The following is a 19280-nucleotide window of genomic DNA, read 5'->3' as shown; positions in this document are numbered from 1 at the left end:
ACGTTTCCTTTGGCTTGTCGCGGTGATCAGACCGAGGCGGTGGGTTCGGCCGGCTTCGCGTCCCCGGTGGCCGCCCGCACTTCGGCAGGCACCACAGAGTTGGTCGACGTATCCCAATCGGCGTTGACGTTGCGGTGGTCGACCTTCTGCTGCTGGGCGCGCCACCAGATGTAGCCCGACAGCCCGACCAGGATCAGGAAGATCAGGCCGTCGCCCATCAGCTGCGAACCACTGATGTCCTTGACCAGAGCGGACAGCCAGTACGAGAGCGCACCCACCAGCCCGGCGGCGGGCAGCGTGATCAGCCAGGCCACCACCATGCGACCGGCGACGGCCCAGCGCACCTCGGCACCCGGCTTGCCGACGCCGCTGCCCAGGATCGAGCCGGTGGCGACGTGCGTGGTGGACAGCGCCATACCGGCAGCGCTGGAGGTGAGAATGACTGCGGCAGAGGAGGCTTCGGCGGCGAGGCCCTGCGGCGACTCGATTTCGACCAAGCCCTTGCCCAGCGTGCGGATGACTCGCCAGCCGCCGATGTAGGTGCCAAGGCCGATCGCCAGCGCGCAGCTGAAGATGATCCAGAACGGCAGGCCGTCCTTCTTCACGTCGCCGGTCAGGTGGCCGGTGGTGATCAAAGCCAGCGCGATAACGCCCATCGTCTTCTGTGCGTCGTTGGTGCCGTGCGCAAGTGAGACCAGGGAAGCGGTGGCGATCTGGCCCCATCGGAAGCCCGTCTCCCGCCGGCTTGCCAGTACCCGGCGGGTGATGCGGTAGACCAGCCACGTACCGCAGCCGGCGACCAAACCGGCGATCAACGGTGAGGCCACCGCGGGCAGCAAGACCTTCTGGGTGACGCCCGACCAGTTGACGCCGGCGGAGCCCAGGGCCGCCAGACCGGAGCCGATCAATCCGCCGAACAGCGCGTGCGACGAGCTCGACGGAATGCCGAACAGCCACGTCATCAGGTTCCACAGGATGCCGCCGATAAGGCCGGCGAAGATGATGGTCAATCCCGTCGAGGACGAGATGCCCGGCAGCAGGTGACCCGTCTTACCGTCTTGGACCTTCAGCACCGACGTGGTCACGGTGACGGCCACCTCGACCGAGAGGAACGCACCGACCAGGTTCAGGAGCCCGGACAGCAGCACCGCAGTTTTGGGCTTGAGCGCGCCCGTGGCGATCGATGTCGCCATGGCATTGCCGGTGTCGTGGAATCCATTGGTGAAATCGAATGCCAGCGCCGTGGCAATCAACAACACCAGGATGATCATCTCCGTGCTCATGACACAGATTCTGCTGGGTGCTCAGGCACTTTGACCAGTTGCCAAAAGTCCTCGAACTGGGCATTTGCGAACGTCCCGCAGGTGTTCATCGGTCGTTAACCTACCAGCCTTACGCCGTTTCTCGGGGCCGACGCATCGGGGGTACAACGTAGGCGCGGCAATTCGATGCCGACTAGAATTCGTGCATTCCACAGGGCGCCCACACGCCCCCCGCAAGGGAGATGCTGCGGTGACCAATTTCATCACCAAGATCGTGGCCTGGATCAAAGCCGGTTACCCCGACGGGGTCCCGCACCCCGACCAGGTGCCGCTGTTCGCGCTGCTGCGGCGGAGGTTGAGCGACGACGAGGTCATCGCGGTGGCCAACGCACTGCTCGAGCGCGGCGCGTTCGACCACATCGACATCGGGGTACTGATCACTGAGATCACCGACGCGCTGCCCACTCCGGAGGACATCGATCGGGTCCATGACAGGCTGGCGAACTACGGCTGGCCGCTGGACGATCCACGGGACAGTGAGGACGTCGAATAACCACTCTGCGAGCGCTCGCCATTCCGCCCGGCCCGTCGGCGCAGTCAGTGATGGCCGCCCTGGATGGTGTGCTCGACGGGCGCGACGCGCCCCTGGTGCCGATTCCCGCCGGCGACTTGCGTGAAAGCGAGCTGCTGACAAGCTCCCTGCGAGTCGGCGAGGAAATCGACGACGACGTCGCGCTGGTGGTGTCGACGTCGGGCACCACCGGCACGCCCAAGGGCGCGATGCTCACCCCTGCGGCGCTGATCGCCAGCGCATCGGCCACCCTGGATCACCTCGGCGGCCCGGGAACCTGGCTGCTGGCGCTGCCGACGCATCACATCGCCGGGATCCAGGTGCTGGTGCGCAGCCTGCAGGCCGGCACGGTGCCGGTCGAGATGGACGTCTCAGCAGGCTTCGATGTAACGCAATTACCCACGGCCATAGCGCAATTGGGATCGGGGCGGCGCTACACCTCGCTGGTTGCCACTCAGCTCGCCAAGGTGCTGCTGGACCCCGAGGCCACCGCGGCACTCGCCGAACTCGACGTCGTGCTGCTCGGTGGCGGGCCCGCGCCGCGGCCAGTTCTGGACGGTGCGGCGGCAGCCGGAATCACGGTGGTGCGGACTTATGGCTCCAGCGAGACCGCCGGCGGATGCGTGTACGACGGCGTCCCGCTGACCGGGGTGACCATCCGGCTGGACGATGGTGCCGAGCCGGGCGAGGGTCGCATCGTGATCGGCGGTCCGACGTTGGCGCTGGGCTATCGCAATCCGCCCGATCCCGATCCGTTTTCGGAAGCCGGCTGGTTTCGGACCGATGATCTGGGCACCGTCGACGAGGACGGCCGGCTGCGCGTACTGGGCCGGGTCGACGAGGGCATCAGCACCGGCGGGCTGACGGTGATGCCCGCACCGGTGGAAGCAGTGCTCTTGCAGCACCCGGCGATCGCCGATTGCGCGGTGTTCGGCCTCGACGACGACCGGCTCGGCGAGCGGGTGGCGGCCGCAGTGGTGCTTGTCACTGGGGCCCTCGAACCCAGCCTGGACGACATTCGTGAGCACTTGGCCGAGTCGCTCGATCCGACGGCCGCCCCCCGTGAACTGCACATTCTCGACGAGCTGCCGCGACGCGGCATCGGCAAGCTCGACCGTCGCGCGCTGCGCGAGCGGTTTGCCAACGGCGGCGACCTACCCGGCGGCTACGGCTGGTGAACAATGGTTTACGCAGCCACATAGAGGGGACAGAAGAGTATGGACGAGCTGAAGTTTCTCGACCTGCACGGTGACCAGGTGGCCTATCTCGACGAAGGCCAGGGCGACGTCATCCTGCTGCTGCACGGCATGGCCGGCAGCTCGCAGACCTGGCGCCAGATGATGCGCCCGCTGTCGCGCAGATACCGGGTGATCGCCCCGGACCTGCCCGGCCACGGGCGTTCCGACAAGCCGCGCAGCGACTACTCGCTAGGCGCGTTCGCGGTGTTTCTGCGCGACTTGCTCGACGAACTCGGCGTGACGCACGCCACCGTCGTCGGGCAGTCACTGGGCGGCGGCATCGCCATGCAATTCGTCTATCAGCACCCCGACTACTGCCGGCGGCTGGTCCTGATGAACAGCGGTGGGCTGGGCCCGGACGTCGGATGGACATTGCGACTGCTCTCCGCGCCCGGCGCCGAGCTGATCATGCCGATCATCGCGCCGCCGCCGGTGCTCGCCGCCGGTGAGAAGGTGCGGTCGCTGTTCAGCAAGCTCGGCATCACCTCGCCGCGCGGCGGGGAGATCTGGAACGCCTACAGTTCCTTCGCCGATGCCGAGACGCGGCAGGCGTTCCTGCGCACGCTGCGTTCGGTGGTCGACTACCGCGGGCAGGCCGTCAGCGCCTTGAACCGACTGCACGTCGCCACCATGCCGGTCATGGTCATCTGGGGCGATCAGGACGCCATCATTCCCGTCGAGCACGCGTACTCCGCGCATGAGACGCGGCCGGACGTCCGGCTCGAAGTGCTGGCCGGCGTCGGACACTTCCCCCAGGTGGAGCGCCCGATGGAAGTAGTCGACCTGATCGACGACTTCATCGCCACCACGGCGGGCGCCGACATCGAGCAGCCCGCCACCCAGGCGTGACCGAACCCGTCGACCGATTCGCCGCCGCGGCGGTGGCCAGGCTCGCCACCGTGACACCGGACGGCCCCCCGCACGTGGTGCCGATCGTGTTCGCGGTGGCCGAGTCCACCATCTACACCGCGGTGGACGGGAAGCCGAAAACCACTCACCGGCTGCGGCGGCTGGCCAACATCGAGGCCAACCCGCGGGTGAGCATCCTGGTGGACCACTACGACGACGACTGGTCGCAGCTGTGGTGGGTGCGGGCCGACGGCATCGCGGCAATCCACCACGACGATTCGGTATGCGAACGCGGCTATGAACTGTTGCGCGCGAAATACCCCCAGTACCAGTGGGTTCCGCTGGACGGCCCGGTGATCGCGGTGGACGTCGATCAGTGGACGTCCTGGGGCGACTGAATCGCTTCGGCGTATCCGGCGAGGATGCTGTCCCAGGCTCCGGGCGAGTCGAAGGTTGTCTGCATCTCGACGGCGCGTTCCCCAAACCGCTCCAGATGCCCATGCCGCAGTTCCACTTTCGTGCGACCCACCTCGACTTCGGTGAAGCTGACCTCGACGTCGGTTTCGAAGCCGGGGTCATAGGTCCAGTCGGCGTTGAGCTGCCAGGCCAGTACCACCCGGCGCGGCGGTTCCCACGCCAACACCCGGCCCCACGGGCACTCGACACCGTCCGCACTTCGCTCGTACCAGCGGCCGCCGACTTTCGGCTCCATCACCACGGCTTCAAAGGGACTGGCGCCGATCGAGTGGCCTGACGGCCAGAATTCGGTCATCCGGCGCGTGAACAGATCAAACGCCGCCGCCGGCGCGAGTGGGACGGTGATCGAGCGGATCACGTGCAGATCTGACGTTGACTCAGCGGTCATGAGAAGGTCCTCCCTGTCGGTGCGCTTCGGCCTCGGCCAGCAGCGCGAAGTTGTCCAAGGTCGCCTCCCAGAACCGGTCGAGGTAAGACCGGACCGCGGCCAGCCCAGCCGGGTTGACCCGATACAGCCGACGGGTTCCGGCGGCCGTCTCCACCACGAGACCGGCTTCCTTGAGCACTCGAAGATGCTGCGAGACAGCCGGTCTCGAGATGGGCAGCTGCTCAGCGAGAACGCCGACGGCGATCGGACCGTCAGCCAGCTTTTCGAAGATCGATCGCCGCGTGCGGTCCCCCAAGGCATCGAGGACGGCGGCAGCAGATCCGGGCACATCGGTAAGCTACAACTAACGGTAAGCGTCCGTCAACCGTTAGCCACTGCTTACACTAACTGGGCTGTCCGTACGCTGGAGTCTTGTGAGCATCGGTCGCAAGGAAGCGGTCGCGGTAACCGTCGGCGTGCTGCTGGTGATAGCGGCGTTCGTCGTTCCGCACCTTCATCTGGGCATCGTCACCCCGCTGATCAACAGCTCCCCCGCCCAAATCAAGAGCTTCGCCGACACCGCACCCATCTTCGGGTGGTGGAACGCCCACGTCGGCTGGGGCACCGTACCGGCGATCCTCATCGGTGTGGCGGCCGTGATCTGGGGCGCCACGCTCGCGCGGCGGCTGCCCTGGCGAGCGTTGACGCTCACGGTGTGGGCGACGTCGATGCTCTGGGCGTTCTCTCTGGCGATGATCGACGGCTGGCAGCGCGGCTTCGCCGGCCGGCTCACCGCCCGGCACGAATACCTCAATCAGGTTCCGACGATCACCGACATCCCGGTAGCGGTCCGCACGTTCGCCAGCCGGATCCTGGATTTCCAACCGAATTCGTGGATCACCCACGTCTCCGGCCATCCGCCGGGGGCGCTGCTGACGTTCGTCTGGCTCGACCGCATCGGGCTGGGCGGCGGCGCGTGGGCCGGCCTGTGGTGTCTGTTGGTCGGCTCGTCCGCAGCGGCGGCCATCGTGGTCGCGGTACGAGCACTCAACGGTGAGCAGACGGCACGCCTGGTCGCGCCGTTCGTCGCCGTCGCACCGACCGCGATCTGGATCGCGGTGTCCGCCGACGGCTATTTCGCGGGTGTCGCCGCGTGGGGAATCGCGTTGCTGGCGTTGGCCGTTCGCCGGACGGTGCGCCGGCCCCTGCTGGTCGCCGTGGCAGCCGGCCTGGTGTTGGGCTGGGCGATCTTCCTCAATTACGGGCTGGCCCTGATGGCCGTGCCCGCGCTCGCCGTCCTGATGTGCGCGACGTCGTGGCGCGGCGCGGTTCGGGTACTGATTCCGGCGGCGCTGGGCGCACTGGCGGTGGTCGGCGTGTTCGCGATCGCAGGCTTCTGGTGGTTCGACGGCTACACCCTTGTGCAGCAGCGGTATTGGCAGGGCATTGCGCTGAACCGGCCGTTCCAGTACTGGAGTTGGGCCAACCTGGCCTCGGTGGTGTGCGCAATCGGGCTGGGCAGCGTCGCCGGCATCGGCCGGGTATTCGACATCGCCGCGATCAAACGACGCTCCGGGCTGCACCTGCTGCTCCTGGCCGCCCTGGTCGCGATCCTGTTCGCCGACCTGTCGATGCTGTCGAAAGCCGAGACCGAACGGATCTGGCTACCGTTCGAGGTGTGGCTCACCGCCGCCGGTGCCCTGCTGCCCGTCCGGGCCCACCGATGGTGGCTGGGCCTCAACATCATCGGCGCGCTGCTGCTCAACCATTTCATCCTGACCAACTGGTAGCACCCGGTCACCGACGAGATACAGCAGTGCCGCGCCCCAGACCACGGCAAGCGCGATCCAGAAGCCGGTCTCGTAGTTGCGGTCGAGCACCGTCAGATTGTCCAGATGCAGTCCGGGCTTGTCGTAGACCGGAATCGCCAGCAGCACAAGGACCACCGTGAGGAGTGCGGCCACCAGCACCGGCGTCCACCACTTGTGCGGCAGGAGACGCCGGCCGGCGAACCCGAGGGCAACGCACACCGGCGCGAACACCGCGTCGTGCAGCAGCACACCGATCAAGGCCCACACCACGATGCGGATGATGACGTCGGTCGAGTTGTCCGCCACCAGCACCACACCGTAGACGCCGAGCGCCACCCCGAGCGCCACCAGGAAAAGCCGGGCGGACGTCACGTCACCACCTCAATTCTGGACAGCCATTTTGTCTGCAGCACACCTGGTCTCGTCGGAGCGATCAGCCGGCACGGATAACCGTGGTCGAGGTCGAGGGTCTGGCCGTTGAGCTTCAGCGCTATCAGGGTCTGTGAATCTCGGGTGTGCCGCGCGGGCAGCACAGTGCGCGAGTACGGCCCCGGCGGTTCAAGCGAGATCATCCGGACATCGGAATCATCCTTGGCGCCAACAGCTTTGAGTAGGTCGGCGAGAACGACACCAGTCCAGTCTGCGGTGGCACTCCAGCCCTCCACACACGCGATGGGAAGCCGATGGGTGGTTTGCGGCATCGCCGCGAGCTCGTCGACGGTCATCGCCGTGACGGCGGCACCGTTGACGATGGTCAGCCGGTAGTCCGGCGAGCGCGCGCTGCCGAGCACCCCGGCGGCGAACGCCGACCGGTTCACCGGCACACCCTGGGGGCCCTCGCCCGACCGCGGGGCCAGTAGGGACACCCGCCGAAGCCACGGAATCGTCTGCCCCGCTGTGACTACCGTTGCCGCGCCGACGGCCAGCCAGGTGCCGGCCAGCACCGCGCGCCGGCTGGGACCGACCCGCAGCTCACCGGTGGGCGGCTCCTCGAGAGGCTCGCCGAGAGCCCGGCGGATCACCGGCAGTTTCACCCCGATGTGCACCAGGACCGCCCCGGCCGCGACGTAGGCCATCGCGTAATGGCTGGTGGTGAAGAAGAACTTGAACGCATACCACTGCGCGATGTTCATGACGCCGGTGGACAGCTGAAAGATCATCGAGCCCACCAGAACCAGGATCGACGCACGCTCGATCTGCCGGGTCAGCCCGCCGATGATGGGCCGTTCGAACAGCTTGGGGTACACCGACCACAGCTTGACCAGCAGTAGCGGGATCGCGGCGATACCCGAGATGACGTGCATGCCCTGGGTCAGCTGATAGAGCCAGACCGGGCGCGTCGGCCACAAGAACCACGGTTGCGGATGCTGGATGAAGTGGCTGATCAATCCCGTGCCGAAGCAGACGGCCACGGCGACACCGAGGGCGACCCCGACCCGAGCCGTCACTGCTGTACCACGCAAGGATGTGGCCTTCGTGGTCGATCCCATCTGCGGCGTCACGTCAGCGTGAGTGTAGCCACCACACGCCCGCCGATCGGGTGAATCCCGACCAACGTCAACCCGGCTTCTTCGGCCAGCGCGGCCGCGCAGTCCACACCCACCGAGGCCCATTTGAACCACGGGCCGATGTTGTTCGACGACTCCAACCGCACCCAGCTGGTCCGCACCCCGACTGTGCCCGGGTCGAACTCGGCCACGCAACGACCGCCGGCGCACAGCAGCTCCGCGGCCCGACGCAGGACCCGGCGCGGATCACCGGCCAGACCGATGTTCCCGTCGGCCAACAGCACCGTCTGCCAGCGGCCGGTACCCGGCAGCGGCTCGAACACGTCGCGCAGCAACGCCGGTGCACCGCTACGCCGTGCGAGCCGGACCGCCGTCGCCGACTGGTCGACACCAAGGGCAGGAATACCGCGCTGGATCAAGTCCGCTACCAAACGTCCTGGGCCGCAACCCAAGTCGATCGTCGGACCGTCGCACAGCGCCACGATGGCCGCGTCGAACACGCTGTCGGCGTCCTGACCGCCCAGCCAGCTGCGCACCGGAAGCGGGTGCCGTCGGCCGTCGCCGTGGCGCAACCAACATCGCTCACCGTCGAGGGCGTCGTCGTACAGCTGTCCCAACATTCACAGTCCTCGGGTGGCTTGGGCGAACCGACTCGACGGCGAGCAGGCAGCGCGGACGGCAGGAATGTCGTCGACGGCGTCGACGTCGTGCAGTTCCTCGACAAGGGTCACGGAAATACCGGTGTGCTCCAGCGCGGCGAGCGTTACAGCGCCGGTGTCGGACTGGGACATCGGCACATCGCGCAGACAGTCGGCACTCGCGCCGTCGGACACGCCGAGCACCCACCACCCGCCGTCGCGCGCCATTCCGAGTACGGCCTGTGCGTCGATGAGTCGGTGGGCGCAGGCGGTGAGAAGCTCCGCGCTGACCTGCGGGGTGTCCATCCCGATCTGCAGCACCGGCTGACGAACCGTCGCGGCGTCGGTGTGCGCATTGGCCAGCCGGTCGGCGAAGCCGTCCCCGCGTTGCGCGATCACGGTGAAGTCGGCGAGCCGATCGTGTATCTCATCGGCCCGGCAGGCGTGATCCAGCTCGCCGGTCATCGCGACCACCCGATGCGTGACCGGGGCTTCGGCCACCGCGTCGAGGGTGTCCAACAGCGCGGCGGCAGCGATGTCGGCCGCGGCACGGTCCCCCACCGTCGCGGCCAACCGGGTCTTGGCGAGTCCGGGTATCGGCGCTTTGGCCACCACCAGCACGGTGACCGGGATCGGCGTCACGAAATGACCTTCCAGAAGTCAACGGCGGCGGTGAAGCTTCCTCGCACCGACCCGCTGACCTTCGATTTGCCGCCGACCCGCGGGCCGTAGTCGACGTCGACCTCCACCACACGCCATCCCGCGGCAGCGGCACGAACCAGTAGTTCGAGCGGGTACCCCGAACGGCGGTCGACTACGCCGAGTGCCAGCAACGCGTCACGGTTGGCCACCCGCATCGGCGCGATGTCGTGGACCGGCAGCCGATGCCGGGTCCGCAACCGCCAGCACACCGCCGCGGTGCCCAAACGGGCATGCCAGGGCCATGTCACCCCTGGCAGCGGACGGCGCCGGCCGGTCACCATGTCGGCGCCGGCCTCCAGCGCGGCGACCAGCCGCGGCAGATCGGCGGGGTCCAGCGAACCGTCACCGTCGAGCACCGCGACGATGGGCGTGGTGGCCGCCAGCACCCCGGCGTGAACCGCGGATCCGTAGCCCGGCCGGGCCTCGTGAACCACGTCCGCGCCGTGCTGCTCAGCGACCTGCGCCGTGCCGTCGGTGCTGTTGTTGTCCACGACCAGAGCGCGATAACCAGGCGGCATGGCGGCCAGCACGGTGGGCAGTGAATCCGCTTCGTTCAGGCAGGGCAGCACCACCGTGACCGGACAGTCGGGCATAGGAGCCAACCTAGGCGAGCATTGGCGAATCTGCGCGGGAGGGAATGACAAAATCGTGACGTTGGTGCAGGTGAAGGCTGCTGTTGGCTAACCTTTTCCTATGCCCGCACGTGTGCTCATCGCCGACGACGACACCGTCGTCCGTGACGTGGTGCGCCGATACCTCGAGCGCGACGGCCTGGAAGTGGCGGTGGCCGGCGATGGGAGCGAGGCGCTGCGGGTGCTGGGCACGCAGCGAATCGACGTCGCCGTGCTCGACGTGATGATGCCCGGACCCAACGGTCTGTCGCTGTGCCGAACCCTGCGCCAGCACGGCGACTTCAGCGTTCCGGTGATCCTGCTGACCGCGCTCGGCGAGGAAGAAGACCGCATAGCGGGGCTGGAGGCCGGCGCCGACGACTACCTGACCAAGCCGTTCAGCCCGCGCGAGCTCGCGCTGCGGGTGCGTTCGGTGTTGCGGCGGGCCCCGGCCCCCGCGGCCGCTCTCCCGCTGGAGATGACCGTCGGTGACCTGACGGTGTCGACGGCGGCGCGTGCCGTGCAGATCGACGGTAAGCCGGTGGGCTTGACCAACCGCGAATTCGATCTGCTGCTGTTCTTCCTGACTCACACCGACACCGTGTTCTCCCGCGAGGAGTTGCTGCAGCAGGTGTGGCATTGGGACTTCGGTGACCTGTCGACGGTCACCGTGCATGTCAAGCGCTTGCGGTCCAAGCTCGGCGATCATCACCGCGTACAAACGGTCTGGGGCCGTGGGTACCTGTGGCGCGGTGAAGCCGGCGGCGGTGACCGTGCCACCGCATGATCTCGCCCAGATCGCGGTACTTGCGCTGGCCTGCTCGCTGCCGGTAGTCCTGTTGGGCGCGTTGGTGATCCGGCTGGCCCGGTCCTGGTCGATGACGGTCACGATGGTCGCCCTGGTGTTGATCCCGACGCTGGCGACGCTGACCGGCGTGCTGGGCGCCAGCGGATTCATGATCACCAGCACGTTCGCGCCGATCGCCGTCGTGCTACTGATCGTGGCGATCGTGACACTGCCCGCGGCGGTGATGCTGGCCCGCTATCAGGCACGCCGGACGGTGTGGGAGAGAGAGATTCACGACGCCGAGCGGATGGCCGAACAGTCCAGACGCCGCTTGGTGGCGTTCGTCAGCCATGACCTGCGCACCCCGCTGGCCGGCATCCGCGCGCTGGCCGAGGCGATCGCCGACGGGGTGGTCAGCGACGACGAGGTGCGGGTGCAGGCCAAACACATTGAACACGAATCGGTTCGGCTCTCCGAGATGGTCGACGACCTGTTCGAGATGTCGAAGATCAACGCCGGGGCGGTCCACGCACCATACGAGAAGGTGGCCCTCGACGAGGTCGTCGACGACGTGATCGCGGCCCACAAGATCGCCGCGGAGCGGGCCGGGGTGCACCTGACCGCGTCGGTACCGGCCGACCCGGTCCGGGTGATCGGCAGCGATCGCGCGCTGGTCCGGGTGTTGTCCAATCTGGTGGCGAACGCGATTGCGCACACCCCGTCCGGTGGGGCGGTGACGCTGGCGCTCGGCAGCGATGCCACCGGCGCGTGGGCGCGGGTGGACGACACCGGCGTCGGGATCGACGAGACGGACCTGCCGCGGGTGTTCGACGTGGCCTATCGCGGCTCGAACGGTCGTGTGCCGCGCGAGGATTCGTCGCTGCCCAGCGGCTCCGGCCTGGGGTTGGCGATCGCGGCCGGGCTGGTGCAGGCACACCACGGCACCCTGTCGGCGCACAACACCGCCCACGGCGCCCGGTTCGAGGTCCGGCTGCCGAAGTCGGAGTGAGCAGGTTCGCCGAGATCGACGTTCTGCAGCGATCTACTCGAGCTTCTCCGGCGAAACGTCGGTTTGGGCGTAGTAGCGTGGGCGAGATGTCCGTAGCCCAGCGTGAACGTGCCGCCCTCGTCGCCGCCCTGCGCGACGTCGGACCCGACGCACCGACCTTGTGTGAAGGCTGGACGGCCCGAGACCTGGCAGCGCACTTGATGGTTCGCGAGTATCGCGTGGATGCCGCGCCCGGCATCCTGATCCCGCTGTTTGCCGGGCACACCGCCAAGGTGCAGGACGCGGTGGCCGGTCAGACGCAGTGGGACGACCTGGTGGACAAGGTGGCCGCAGGCCCGCCGCTCTACTCACCGCTGAAGCTGGTCGATTCGGTGGCCAACGTCGCCGAGATGTTCATCCACCATGAGGACGTCCGCCGCGCCCAGCCGGACTGGCAGCCGCGGGTGCTCGACGCGGAACTGACCGGAAAGTTGCGGCGCACTCTGGGAATGATGGCCCGGCTGACGCTGGCCAAGATGCCGGCCCGCGTGCAGCTGCGCACCCCCGACGGCACGACCGTGCTGACCGCGGGCCACGGCCCGGCCGTGACGGTGACCGGCGCTCCCGAGGAGCTGTTGTTGTTCGCGACCGGACGGCCGGCCCACGTCGACTTCGACGGCGACCCCTCCGACGTGCAGGCCGTGAAGGCCGCGCCGAAGGGGCTGTAGATCAGTCGTCGAGTGACCTACTGAGCCGCTCGGCGGCGGCGAGGTAATCCTCGATGAACTCCAGAACCACCTCGCGGGCCGGCTTGACCTTGTTCATCAGCCCGACGCCCTGGCCGACGAAGTAGGTCGCCAACGCCTGAGCACCGGGATGGCCGCCCTCGGCGAGCTTGTCGATCCGGCGCAACACCGGCTCGGCGATCATGTTCTGCAGCGGCAGGGGCAGCGGTTGGCGACCACCCTCATGCGGTGCCCACGCATCGGTCCAATCCGAAACCAGTTGGCGCGACGGCTTTCCCGTGCGGCCGGCCGACCGGACCGTGTCGCGCGACGTCGCGGCCAGGAACTTCTGCACCGTGTACGGGGCTGTCTCGGCCTCCTCGGTGGTCAACCACACCGAACCCGTCCAGGCGCCGGCGGCACCGAGGGCGACGGATGCGGCCATCTGCCGGCCGGTCACGATCCCGCCCGCCGCCAGCACCGGGACCTCGCGAATCGGCTTGATGGCTTCGATGACCTCGGGGATGAGCACCAAGGTGGTCACCTCACCGCAGTGACCGCCGGCCTCGGTGCCCTGCGCGACGATGAGGTCGACGCCGGCGTTGACCTGTTTGATCGCGTGCTCCTTGGCGCCGACGAGCGCCGCGACCGGGATGCCGGTCTGCTTGCCTGCCTCGATCATGTAGTCCGGCGGAACGCCGAGTGCGTTGGCCATCAACTTGATCGGATGACTCAGCGAGACGTCGAGCAGGCTCGCGCCGGTGTCCCCACTCAGCGACGACGCGGCCATCCGCGGCTGATCGCTGACGTCGATGTCGTGGGCGGCGAGGAGTTCGTTGATGAAGCCGCGGAAATCCTCGGGAATGCGGTCGGCGAGCTGACCGAACGAGAGGTTCTCGCCCTTGCCCTCGAATTTGGCGGGCACGATGATGTCCACGCCGTACGGCTTGCCCTTCACCTGCTCGTCGATCCAGGTGAGCTCCTGGTCGAGCTGATCGGGGGTGTAGGCGGTGCCGCCGAGCACGCCGAAGCCGCCCGCGTTGGTCACGGCGGCTACGACGTCGCGGCAGTGGCTGAAGGCGAACAAAGGGAACTCGATGCCGAACTGGTCGCAGATCTCAGTCTTCACCGGCCCAGTATGCGCTCGACCCCCTTCCCGACCAACCACCGGGTTGGGAAGGGGGTCGAGCTGCTGATCGATCAGGCGGGGGTGAGCGCCTGCGTCGTGAGCAGGGCTTGTGCAACCCCGGACACGATCGACGCCAGCCGGATCGCCTCGAAGATCACCGTCCGGGACACCTCGGCCTTACGTAGCTCGTCCTCGTGCGCGGTCAGGCATTGCGCACACCCGTTGATCGCCGACACGGCCAGCGACCACAGCTCGAAGTCCGCCTTGGCCACGCCCGGGTTGGCGATGATGTTCATCCGTAGACCGGCCCGCAGGTCGTCATACCGACCCTCGAGCTGATACTTGGTGCGGTAGAAGACGTTGTTCATCCCCATGATCGCGGCGGCGCCCAACGCGGCGTGATACGCCTCCTCGGACAGCACGTCCAAGGCGTCCTCGGTCACCTCGCGCAGCAGCCGCTCGGACTTGGTCGCCGCGGCGGTCGCCACGAGCGCGCCCCACAACTGCTGTTCGGTCAGCTCGGTCGAGCGGACGATGCTGCCCAGGTTGAGCTTGAGATCCTTGGCGTACTCCGGCAGAGCTTCCTTGACGTTATCGATGCTCATACTCAGACCGCCTCGGCCAGCAACTCGCCGGCGTCGATGGTCGGGTCGCCCTTCTTCCAGTTGCAGGCACACAGCTCGTCGGACTGCAACGCGTCGAGCACCCGCAGCACCTCGTCGACGTTGCGGCCGACCGATCCCGCGGTCACCGAGACGAATTGGATCTCGTTGTTCGGGTCGACGATGAACGTGGCACGGTCGGCCACGCCGTCGGCGTTGAGCACGCCGGTGGCCAGGGCGAGCTCGCGCTTGAGGTCGGACACCATCGGGAACGGCAGCTTCTTGAGATCCTCGTGCTGCGCGCGCCACTGGAAGTGGACGAACTCGTTGTCCACCGACACCCCGATCACCTGGGCATCGCGGTCTTCGAACTCGTCGTTGAGCTTGCCGAACGCGGCGATCTCGGTGGGGCAGACGAACGTGAAGTCCTTGGGCCAGAAGAAGATAATGCGCCACTTGCCCGGGCTGTCCGAGCTCGTCACCTGAATGAAGTAATCGTCGGGCTGCTGGGCGTTGACCTTCGACAGGTCACCCCCGACAACCGCTTTGAGGTCATAGGCCGGGAACTGATCCCCGATTGTCAACAGAGCCATGATCGTCACCACTCCTTGTATAGCTAAATTGGAACCAATCCAGATTCTGCCATTGCGGTGCGGTTTAGTCAGCGCTCCCCGCGCCGAAGGTGACCATTGTCACCAGTTCCGGGGACCGCGGACATCATCCATGAAATGCCCACGGAGCGAAGGCATTTAAAGATGTGGCGCGGGTCACGCCCGCAAGGGCGCGAAGGCGAAGTCCCGCAGTCCCCGGTCCGGGTCGACCTCGGCCCGAAATCCCAGCCGCTCGGCAGCCAGGGCGGGATCGGCCACTATGTGGCGGACGTCACCGCTGCGGAACTGGCCGGTGACCACCGGCGCCGGGCCACCCCGAGCCTCGCAGATCCGGGTGGCGACCGTCATGATCGAGACCGGCCGCCCCGAGCACACGTTCGCCGCCAGAAATCCACCGGCTTCCGAACGCACGGCCGCGACGTTTGCCGCTGCGACGTCGTCAACGTGCACGAAATCTCGCATCTGGCCGCCGTCTTCGAAAACCCTTGGCGACTCGCCCTTCTCGAGCGACGACCGGAATATCGCGGCCACTCCCGAGTACGGGGTGTCACGCGGCATGCCAGGGCCGTAGACATTGTGATAACGCAGCGCGACCACCGACCCGCCGGTCGATTCGGCCCACGCCAGCGCGTAGTGCTCCTGAGCCGCCTTGCTGGCGGCGTACAGGCTGCGGGGGCGCAGCGGCGCGTCCTCACCGACCAGCTGCCACTGCAGTTCCTCACCCCCGAGGGGGCAACGATGTTCGAAGACGCCGGCATCGAGGTCGGCCCGGGTGCGCGGCAATGGTTCGACGGCACCGTGTTCGGGGCAGCGGTATCCGCCCTGGCCGTAGACCACCATCGACGACGCCAACACCAACCGCTGCACGCCGGCCGCGAACATCTGCGCCAGCAGAATTGCGGTCCCATAGTCGTTGTGACTGCCGTAGGACGGCGCGTCGGCGGCGTTGACACCCGCCCCCACCACAGCGGCCTGATGGCACACGGCGTCGACCCCGGACAGCAAGGGGGCCAAGGCATCCGCGTCGCGCACGTCGACCCGGTGTGTGTCGGCGGGCAGTTGGGCCCCGGGACCATGAGCCGCGTCGAGCATGACGTCTGCGGCCACCACCTCGTGCCCGTCGGCCAACAGCGCCGTGCGCACCCGGCTGCCGATGAACCCGGCCGCGCCGGTCAGCAGGATCCTCATGGCAGGTCGAACGGCAACTCGACACCTTCGTGCGCAAGGCAGTGCTCGCACACGCGGTCAGACGCCACCTGGTCGATGGCTTCCAGCACCAACTGCTTGAACGGCCCCATGTTCTTCTCGAACTCCGCGAAGACGTCGACCGCGCGAACACCCGCCCCGACATCCACGCCGGCATCCAGATCGGTCACCAAAGCAATTGCCGCATAACACATTTCCAACTCCCGGGCGAGCACCGCCTCGGGATATCCGGTCATGTTGATCAAACTGAACCCTTCGCGCGCGAACCACTGGCTCTCGGCTCGGGTGGAGAACCGTGGCCCCTGCACCACCACCATGGTGCCGCCGTCGACCACACCGGGCAGCCCCGTCACCGCCGAGCGCAACGTCGGGCAGTACGGATCGGCGAAGCCGACATGGATGCCGCCGGAGTCGAAGTACGTGTCCAGCCTGCCTCGGGTCCGGTCGACCAATTGATCGGGGACGACGACGGCGCCCGGTCCGAGCTCGGGAGTGAGGCTGCCGACTGCGCACGGCCCGAACACCCGCCGCACGCCGAGTGCACGCAGCGCCCACATGTTGGCCCGGTAGGGCACCTTGTGGGGCGAGAATTCATGGCTCAGGCCGTGCCGGGGCAGAAAGGCGACCTCGTGCTGGCCGACCCGGCCGACCGTGATCGGCGCACTCGGCTCCCCGTAGGGCGTATCCAGGTTGACGCTGCGCGCGTCGGCCCCGAAGAAGGTGTAGAAACCGCTGCCGCCGATGACTCCGAGCATTCGACCATTGTGCAGGCAGTTCCGATCTCGCCGATCACTGGCCGTCGGACGATCCCCCGGCCGAATCCGCTTCCTTCAACCGGGCGCTGATCCGCCGGCAGCCATCGCCGAGCGCGATCATCTGATTCCTGCTCAGCTCATCGAGGAAGTGGGCACGCACCACACCGGCGTAGGTCTCCAACGACGCGGCGGCCACCCGCAGCCCGTGGCGGGTGAGCGTCGCCAGCACTCGGCGGCCGTCATCGCTACTCGACTCCCGGTCGACCAGCCGCCGCCGCTCCAGGCGCTGGATCTGCTGGGTCAGCGCACTCGGGGTGACCATCAGCATCTCGGCCAGAGCACCCATCGGACTGGGACCATGACTCTTCAGATGGGTCATCAACTGGACGTCGGCGAGGCTCAGTTGGTGCTGATGCTGCAGGGCTCGATTGACCAGGCCGTGCAGTGCGATGGCGACCGACTCGAACTGCACCCACGCATGGGCCTCGACATCGTCGAGGCCCAGTCTGTGGCGGCGTTGTTGAACCAATCGACGGCCTACGTCGCCCGGTCGACGTGTCGACACGCGTCCTCGCTTGACCTTTCGGAACGGATCGGAACGGAGGGTGGCCCCCGGTCACCTGGACCGGGGGCCACCGCTCACCTCATGACGACCAGTGGCCGCCGGTTAGTTACCTGCGGCATGCCGAGCGCTGTGCCCCTTGGCACCGCTGCTGCCACCCGACTCCTTCTTCGCCCCAGCGGCACCCGCGGGCTTCGAGGAGCCGGCGGCCGCGGCACCACGCGCGCCCGCCGCACCTGAGCCAGTGACCTGGCCCGGCTCGACCTTGTTGCCGTCTTTGACCGTCGAATCAGAACCCGCGGCCGCTTCCGCACCCTCGGCCGCCGAATCGGCGGCCGGGCTGACCGCAGCAGTTGCTGTCTTGGATTGAGCCACACCGGATCCGTTCTCGACGGCAGCCGGCGCATCGGCCACCACGGCCTCAGCGCTGGGGGCGGCCTTCTTCGCCGCGGCGGTAGTAACCGGGGCCGGCGCGCCCAGAGCGACGGCGATCGCATTCGGGATATCGACCAGCAGAGCGTGGACCAAGCCCCCACCGAGAACGCCAGGCTCCGGCGGCAGGGAGAACAGCCCGGGATAGACGCCGTCCTGGTAGCCGTTGAGCACCGCTCCGACGACCGTCGGCAGGGTGTTGACGGCGTTGTTGAAAGCGGTGACATACTCGCCGGCTGCCGCCGCGTCGAGCACACTCTGCGCGCTGTCGCCGAACGCCTGGATCCCACCCTCGATCGGGCCGAGGATGCCGAGGACCAGCGGCAGCGCGGTGTTGAGCCCGGCCAGCGTCTTGACCACTGCGCTGAGGTTGTCGGTGATCTTGCCGGGGATGTCCAGCACCGGGAACAGCGGAAGGCCGATCGAGAAGATGGCGCTGCCCAGCGCGTTGTTGATCGTCGATGCCGCCCCGGACAGGTCGCCGTCGGCGATCTGCTGGATGGCCGTGTTGATCGATTCGGGCACGGTCTGGGTGAAGTAGGTCCAGGTGCCGGTTGCGACACCGCCCAGGGCAGTGCCGACGGTCTCGCCGTAGCCGAGCCAGTTGGTGCCGAGCTGGCGTAGCGCGGGCGCCGGGTTGGCCAGCCACTCCTGACCGATCGCTGCCACGTTGCTGGCTGCGGCAGTCAGGACATCGACCCACGGGGTTACGGGGTCGAATCCACCGGCAGCTGTGAGCTGAATGCTCGCGGTCGAGAAGACGGCCGGGGCGTGGATGTTCGAGAGCGAGGAAGCGGCCGGTTGAATCGGAGCCAGCGCAATAGCGCCGGCTCCGAGCAGTGCTACCCCGGTGGCGACAGAGGGCCGGACAGCAATGGGCATGGTTACTCCTGTCAGGGGACAAGTGCGGACCGGGCAAAAGTTACCTGAGGGAAACCTGAGAGCTGCCGCATTCCGGAAAGAACTTACTTGTCAGTCAGTTGCAGGCACCCGACCGCAATGTCGGTCCCCCCGCGGAAGCACTGGTAAAGGCCATTCTCCGCTTCTCCAGCGAACAGATCTGACGCGTGAAATATTTTAGGAGGCAACTATCCGCATCGGCATCCGAACAGCGCCGGCTGCTAGATCGCCATCAACCGAGAAGCCCCCACGAGCAGCTACGACAAGCCGTGTGGTCTGGTTTCATTTGTTGGGGGCCGATTCCGTGGACGCACTGAGCCGGGTCCGCGGTAGATTCACATCGCCTACCCCAGCTACCCCGGCGCCCACCCACTGCGGCAAAGCCAAGTGATCGACTCGCGGCCCTCCTGCGAACACAGATACCCAGATTGCCTCCCCCTGGCTAACTAATTTCAGCGGCGCCGCCCAGCTACTTAGTTAACAGACCCTTACCGGCCGGCGAGCAAATATCGGCACCCAGGGCCGCACGACACCTGAGCACCCGGGCTG

General features: G+C 67.4%; 22 protein-coding genes. 8 read left to right on the top strand and 14 right to left on the bottom strand.

The window, feature by feature from the left end; translation table 11 throughout:
• Positions 1 to 26 precede the first annotated feature (26 nt).
• Positions 27 to 1283 carry an inorganic phosphate transporter gene (locus AB4879_RS21310; RefSeq protein WP_102805344.1) on the bottom strand — a complete coding sequence of 419 codons (1257 nt, stop codon included), beginning with the start codon at positions 1281 to 1283 and terminating at the stop codon, positions 27 to 29.
• 229 nt (positions 1284 to 1512) lie between these two features.
• On the opposite strand from AB4879_RS21310, the gene AB4879_RS21305 reads away from it, so the two are divergent.
• From AB4879_RS21305 to AB4879_RS21290, 4 genes are read left to right on the top strand one after another with little or no spacing between them, the layout of a single operon-like run.
• Entirely contained in the window at positions 1513 to 1815 is a 303-nt protein-coding gene (locus AB4879_RS21305) for a DUF3349 domain-containing protein (RefSeq protein ID WP_083118234.1), read from the top strand.
• Positions 1816 to 1865: 50 nt separating this feature from the next.
• Entirely contained in the window at positions 1866 to 3011 is a 1146-nt protein-coding gene (gene menE / locus AB4879_RS21300; RefSeq protein WP_370509160.1) for an o-succinylbenzoate--CoA ligase, read from the top strand.
• 39 nt (positions 3012 to 3050) lie between these two features.
• Complete coding sequence (locus AB4879_RS21295) at positions 3051 to 3920, top strand: alpha/beta fold hydrolase (RefSeq protein WP_102805342.1); 870 nt, start codon at positions 3051 to 3053, stop codon at positions 3918 to 3920.
• Positions 3917 to 4318, top strand: coding sequence for a TIGR03668 family PPOX class F420-dependent oxidoreductase (locus AB4879_RS21290; RefSeq protein WP_370509159.1), 402 nt, complete (start codon positions 3917 to 3919; stop codon positions 4316 to 4318). The genes AB4879_RS21295 and AB4879_RS21290 overlap by 4 nt, the downstream gene beginning before the upstream one ends.
• Here the strand turns inward: AB4879_RS21290 and AB4879_RS21285 are convergent.
• A complete protein-coding gene (locus tag AB4879_RS21285) occupies positions 4294 to 4785 on the bottom strand; it encodes an SRPBCC family protein (RefSeq protein ID WP_370509158.1) in 492 nt (163 codons plus the stop codon). The two genes, AB4879_RS21290 and AB4879_RS21285, sit on opposite strands and share 25 nt — an antisense overlap.
• The gene (locus AB4879_RS21280; protein ID WP_370509157.1) at positions 4775 to 5113 is read right to left on the bottom strand and encodes an ArsR/SmtB family transcription factor; all 339 of its coding nucleotides are present in this window, start codon (positions 5111 to 5113) and stop codon (positions 4775 to 4777) included. The genes AB4879_RS21285 and AB4879_RS21280 overlap by 11 nt, the downstream gene beginning before the upstream one ends.
• A gap of 85 nt (positions 5114 to 5198) precedes the next feature.
• Between AB4879_RS21280 and AB4879_RS21275 the strand changes: the two genes are divergently transcribed.
• Positions 5199 to 6554, top strand: a complete 1356-nt coding sequence (locus AB4879_RS21275; protein WP_370509156.1) for a hypothetical protein — start codon at positions 5199 to 5201, stop codon at positions 6552 to 6554.
• Positions 6555 to 6943: 389 nt separating this feature from the next.
• On the opposite strand, the gene AB4879_RS21270 is transcribed toward AB4879_RS21275, so the two are convergent.
• Genes AB4879_RS21270 through AB4879_RS21255 form a run of 4 tightly spaced genes read right to left on the bottom strand, consistent with a single transcriptional unit; the run spans position 6944 to position 10016 of the window.
• Positions 6944 to 8065: a molybdopterin-dependent oxidoreductase gene (locus AB4879_RS21270; protein WP_370509546.1), complete on the bottom strand. Its 1122-nt coding sequence runs from the start codon at positions 8063 to 8065 to the stop codon at positions 6944 to 6946.
• 8 nt (positions 8066 to 8073) lie between these two features.
• The gene (locus AB4879_RS21265; protein WP_370509155.1) at positions 8074 to 8703 is read right to left on the bottom strand and encodes a methyltransferase domain-containing protein; all 630 of its coding nucleotides are present in this window, start codon (positions 8701 to 8703) and stop codon (positions 8074 to 8076) included.
• Positions 8704 to 9363 carry a DUF2064 domain-containing protein gene (locus AB4879_RS21260; RefSeq protein ID WP_370509154.1) on the bottom strand — a complete coding sequence of 220 codons (660 nt, stop codon included), beginning with the start codon at positions 9361 to 9363 and terminating at the stop codon, positions 8704 to 8706. It lies immediately after the preceding gene.
• Positions 9360 to 10016: a glycosyltransferase family 2 protein gene (locus tag AB4879_RS21255; protein WP_370509153.1), complete on the bottom strand. Its 657-nt coding sequence runs from the start codon at positions 10014 to 10016 to the stop codon at positions 9360 to 9362. Before AB4879_RS21255 ends, AB4879_RS21260 begins: the two co-directional genes overlap by 4 nt.
• A 100-nt stretch (positions 10017 to 10116) precedes the next feature.
• On the opposite strand from AB4879_RS21255, the gene AB4879_RS21250 reads away from it, so the two are divergent.
• From AB4879_RS21250 to AB4879_RS21240, 3 genes are all read left to right on the top strand, one after another.
• Positions 10117 to 10821 (top strand): response regulator transcription factor, encoded by a 705-nt coding sequence (locus AB4879_RS21250; RefSeq protein ID WP_102805336.1) that lies wholly within the window; start codon positions 10117 to 10119, stop codon positions 10819 to 10821.
• Positions 10808 to 11830, top strand: coding sequence for a cell wall metabolism sensor histidine kinase WalK (locus AB4879_RS21245; RefSeq protein ID WP_102805405.1), 1023 nt, complete (start codon positions 10808 to 10810; stop codon positions 11828 to 11830). Before AB4879_RS21250 ends, AB4879_RS21245 begins: the two co-directional genes overlap by 14 nt.
• Before the next feature lie 86 nt (positions 11831 to 11916).
• The gene (locus AB4879_RS21240) at positions 11917 to 12537 is read left to right on the top strand and encodes a TIGR03085 family metal-binding protein (protein WP_370509152.1); all 621 of its coding nucleotides are present in this window, start codon (positions 11917 to 11919) and stop codon (positions 12535 to 12537) included.
• A 1-nt stretch (position 12538) separates the two neighbouring features.
• On the opposite strand, the gene AB4879_RS21235 is transcribed toward AB4879_RS21240, so the two are convergent.
• From AB4879_RS21235 to AB4879_RS21205, 7 genes are all read right to left on the bottom strand, one after another.
• Positions 12539 to 13663, bottom strand: coding sequence for a nitronate monooxygenase family protein (locus AB4879_RS21235; protein ID WP_102805335.1), 1125 nt, complete (start codon positions 13661 to 13663; stop codon positions 12539 to 12541).
• Between the two features lie 71 nt (positions 13664 to 13734).
• Entirely contained in the window at positions 13735 to 14268 is a 534-nt protein-coding gene (gene ahpD / locus AB4879_RS21230; protein WP_370509151.1) for an alkyl hydroperoxide reductase AhpD, read from the bottom strand.
• Positions 14269 to 14270: 2 nt separating this feature from the next.
• Positions 14271 to 14858, bottom strand: coding sequence for a peroxiredoxin (locus AB4879_RS21225; protein WP_083118388.1), 588 nt, complete (start codon positions 14856 to 14858; stop codon positions 14271 to 14273).
• 174 nt (positions 14859 to 15032) lie between these two features.
• The gene (locus AB4879_RS21220) at positions 15033 to 16064 is read right to left on the bottom strand and encodes an NAD-dependent epimerase/dehydratase family protein (protein WP_370509150.1); all 1032 of its coding nucleotides are present in this window, start codon (positions 16062 to 16064) and stop codon (positions 15033 to 15035) included.
• Positions 16061 to 16837: an S-methyl-5'-thioadenosine phosphorylase gene (locus tag AB4879_RS21215; RefSeq protein WP_102805332.1), complete on the bottom strand. Its 777-nt coding sequence runs from the start codon at positions 16835 to 16837 to the stop codon at positions 16061 to 16063. Before AB4879_RS21215 ends, AB4879_RS21220 begins: the two co-directional genes overlap by 4 nt.
• 34 nt (positions 16838 to 16871) lie before the next feature.
• A complete protein-coding gene (locus tag AB4879_RS21210) occupies positions 16872 to 17402 on the bottom strand; it encodes a MarR family winged helix-turn-helix transcriptional regulator (protein WP_370509149.1) in 531 nt (176 codons plus the stop codon).
• Positions 17403 to 17504: 102 nt separating this feature from the next.
• The gene (locus tag AB4879_RS21205) at positions 17505 to 18713 is read right to left on the bottom strand and encodes a hypothetical protein (RefSeq protein ID WP_370509148.1); all 1209 of its coding nucleotides are present in this window, start codon (positions 18711 to 18713) and stop codon (positions 17505 to 17507) included.
• Positions 18714 to 19280: the final 567 nt, after the last annotated feature.

The sequence above is a fragment of the Mycobacterium sp. SA01 genome (genome assembly GCF_041287105.1).
GTDB lineage: Bacteria > Actinomycetota > Actinomycetes > Mycobacteriales > Mycobacteriaceae > Mycobacterium.
The sequence above is the reverse complement of the archived record's forward strand: the minus strand, read 5'-3'. Positions and strand labels throughout refer to the sequence as shown.

What these genes read in the sequence shown, in the direction of transcription:
- AB4879_RS21265 (WP_370509155.1), bottom strand. Translation starts at nt 8,703, where the DNA reads ATGTTGGGACAGCTGTACGACGACGCCCTCGACGGTGAGCGATGTTGG.
- AB4879_RS21240 (WP_370509152.1), top strand. Translation starts at nt 11,917, where the DNA reads ATGTCCGTAGCCCAGCGTGAACGTGCCGCCCTCGTCGCCGCCCTGCGC.
- AB4879_RS21310 (WP_102805344.1), bottom strand. Translation starts at nt 1,283, where the DNA reads ATGAGCACGGAGATGATCATCCTGGTGTTGTTGATTGCCACGGCGCTG.
- AB4879_RS21295 (WP_102805342.1), top strand. Translation starts at nt 3,051, where the DNA reads ATGGACGAGCTGAAGTTTCTCGACCTGCACGGTGACCAGGTGGCCTAT.
- AB4879_RS21250 (WP_102805336.1), top strand. Translation starts at nt 10,117, where the DNA reads ATGCCCGCACGTGTGCTCATCGCCGACGACGACACCGTCGTCCGTGAC.
- menE (WP_370509160.1), top strand. Translation starts at nt 1,866, where the DNA reads ATGGCCGCCCTGGATGGTGTGCTCGACGGGCGCGACGCGCCCCTGGTG.
- AB4879_RS21205 (WP_370509148.1), bottom strand. Translation starts at nt 18,713, where the DNA reads ATGCCCATTGCTGTCCGGCCCTCTGTCGCCACCGGGGTAGCACTGCTC.
- AB4879_RS21270 (WP_370509546.1), bottom strand. Translation starts at nt 8,065, where the DNA reads ATGGGATCGACCACGAAGGCCACATCCTTGCGTGGTACAGCAGTGACG.
- AB4879_RS21285 (WP_370509158.1), bottom strand. Translation starts at nt 4,785, where the DNA reads ATGACCGCTGAGTCAACGTCAGATCTGCACGTGATCCGCTCGATCACC.
- AB4879_RS21225 (WP_083118388.1), bottom strand. Translation starts at nt 14,858, where the DNA reads ATGGCTCTGTTGACAATCGGGGATCAGTTCCCGGCCTATGACCTCAAA.
- AB4879_RS21215 (WP_102805332.1), bottom strand. Translation starts at nt 16,837, where the DNA reads ATGCTCGGAGTCATCGGCGGCAGCGGTTTCTACACCTTCTTCGGGGCC.
- AB4879_RS21220 (WP_370509150.1), bottom strand. Translation starts at nt 16,064, where the DNA reads ATGAGGATCCTGCTGACCGGCGCGGCCGGGTTCATCGGCAGCCGGGTG.
- ahpD (WP_370509151.1), bottom strand. Translation starts at nt 14,268, where the DNA reads ATGAGCATCGATAACGTCAAGGAAGCTCTGCCGGAGTACGCCAAGGAT.
- AB4879_RS21255 (WP_370509153.1), bottom strand. Translation starts at nt 10,016, where the DNA reads ATGCCCGACTGTCCGGTCACGGTGGTGCTGCCCTGCCTGAACGAAGCG.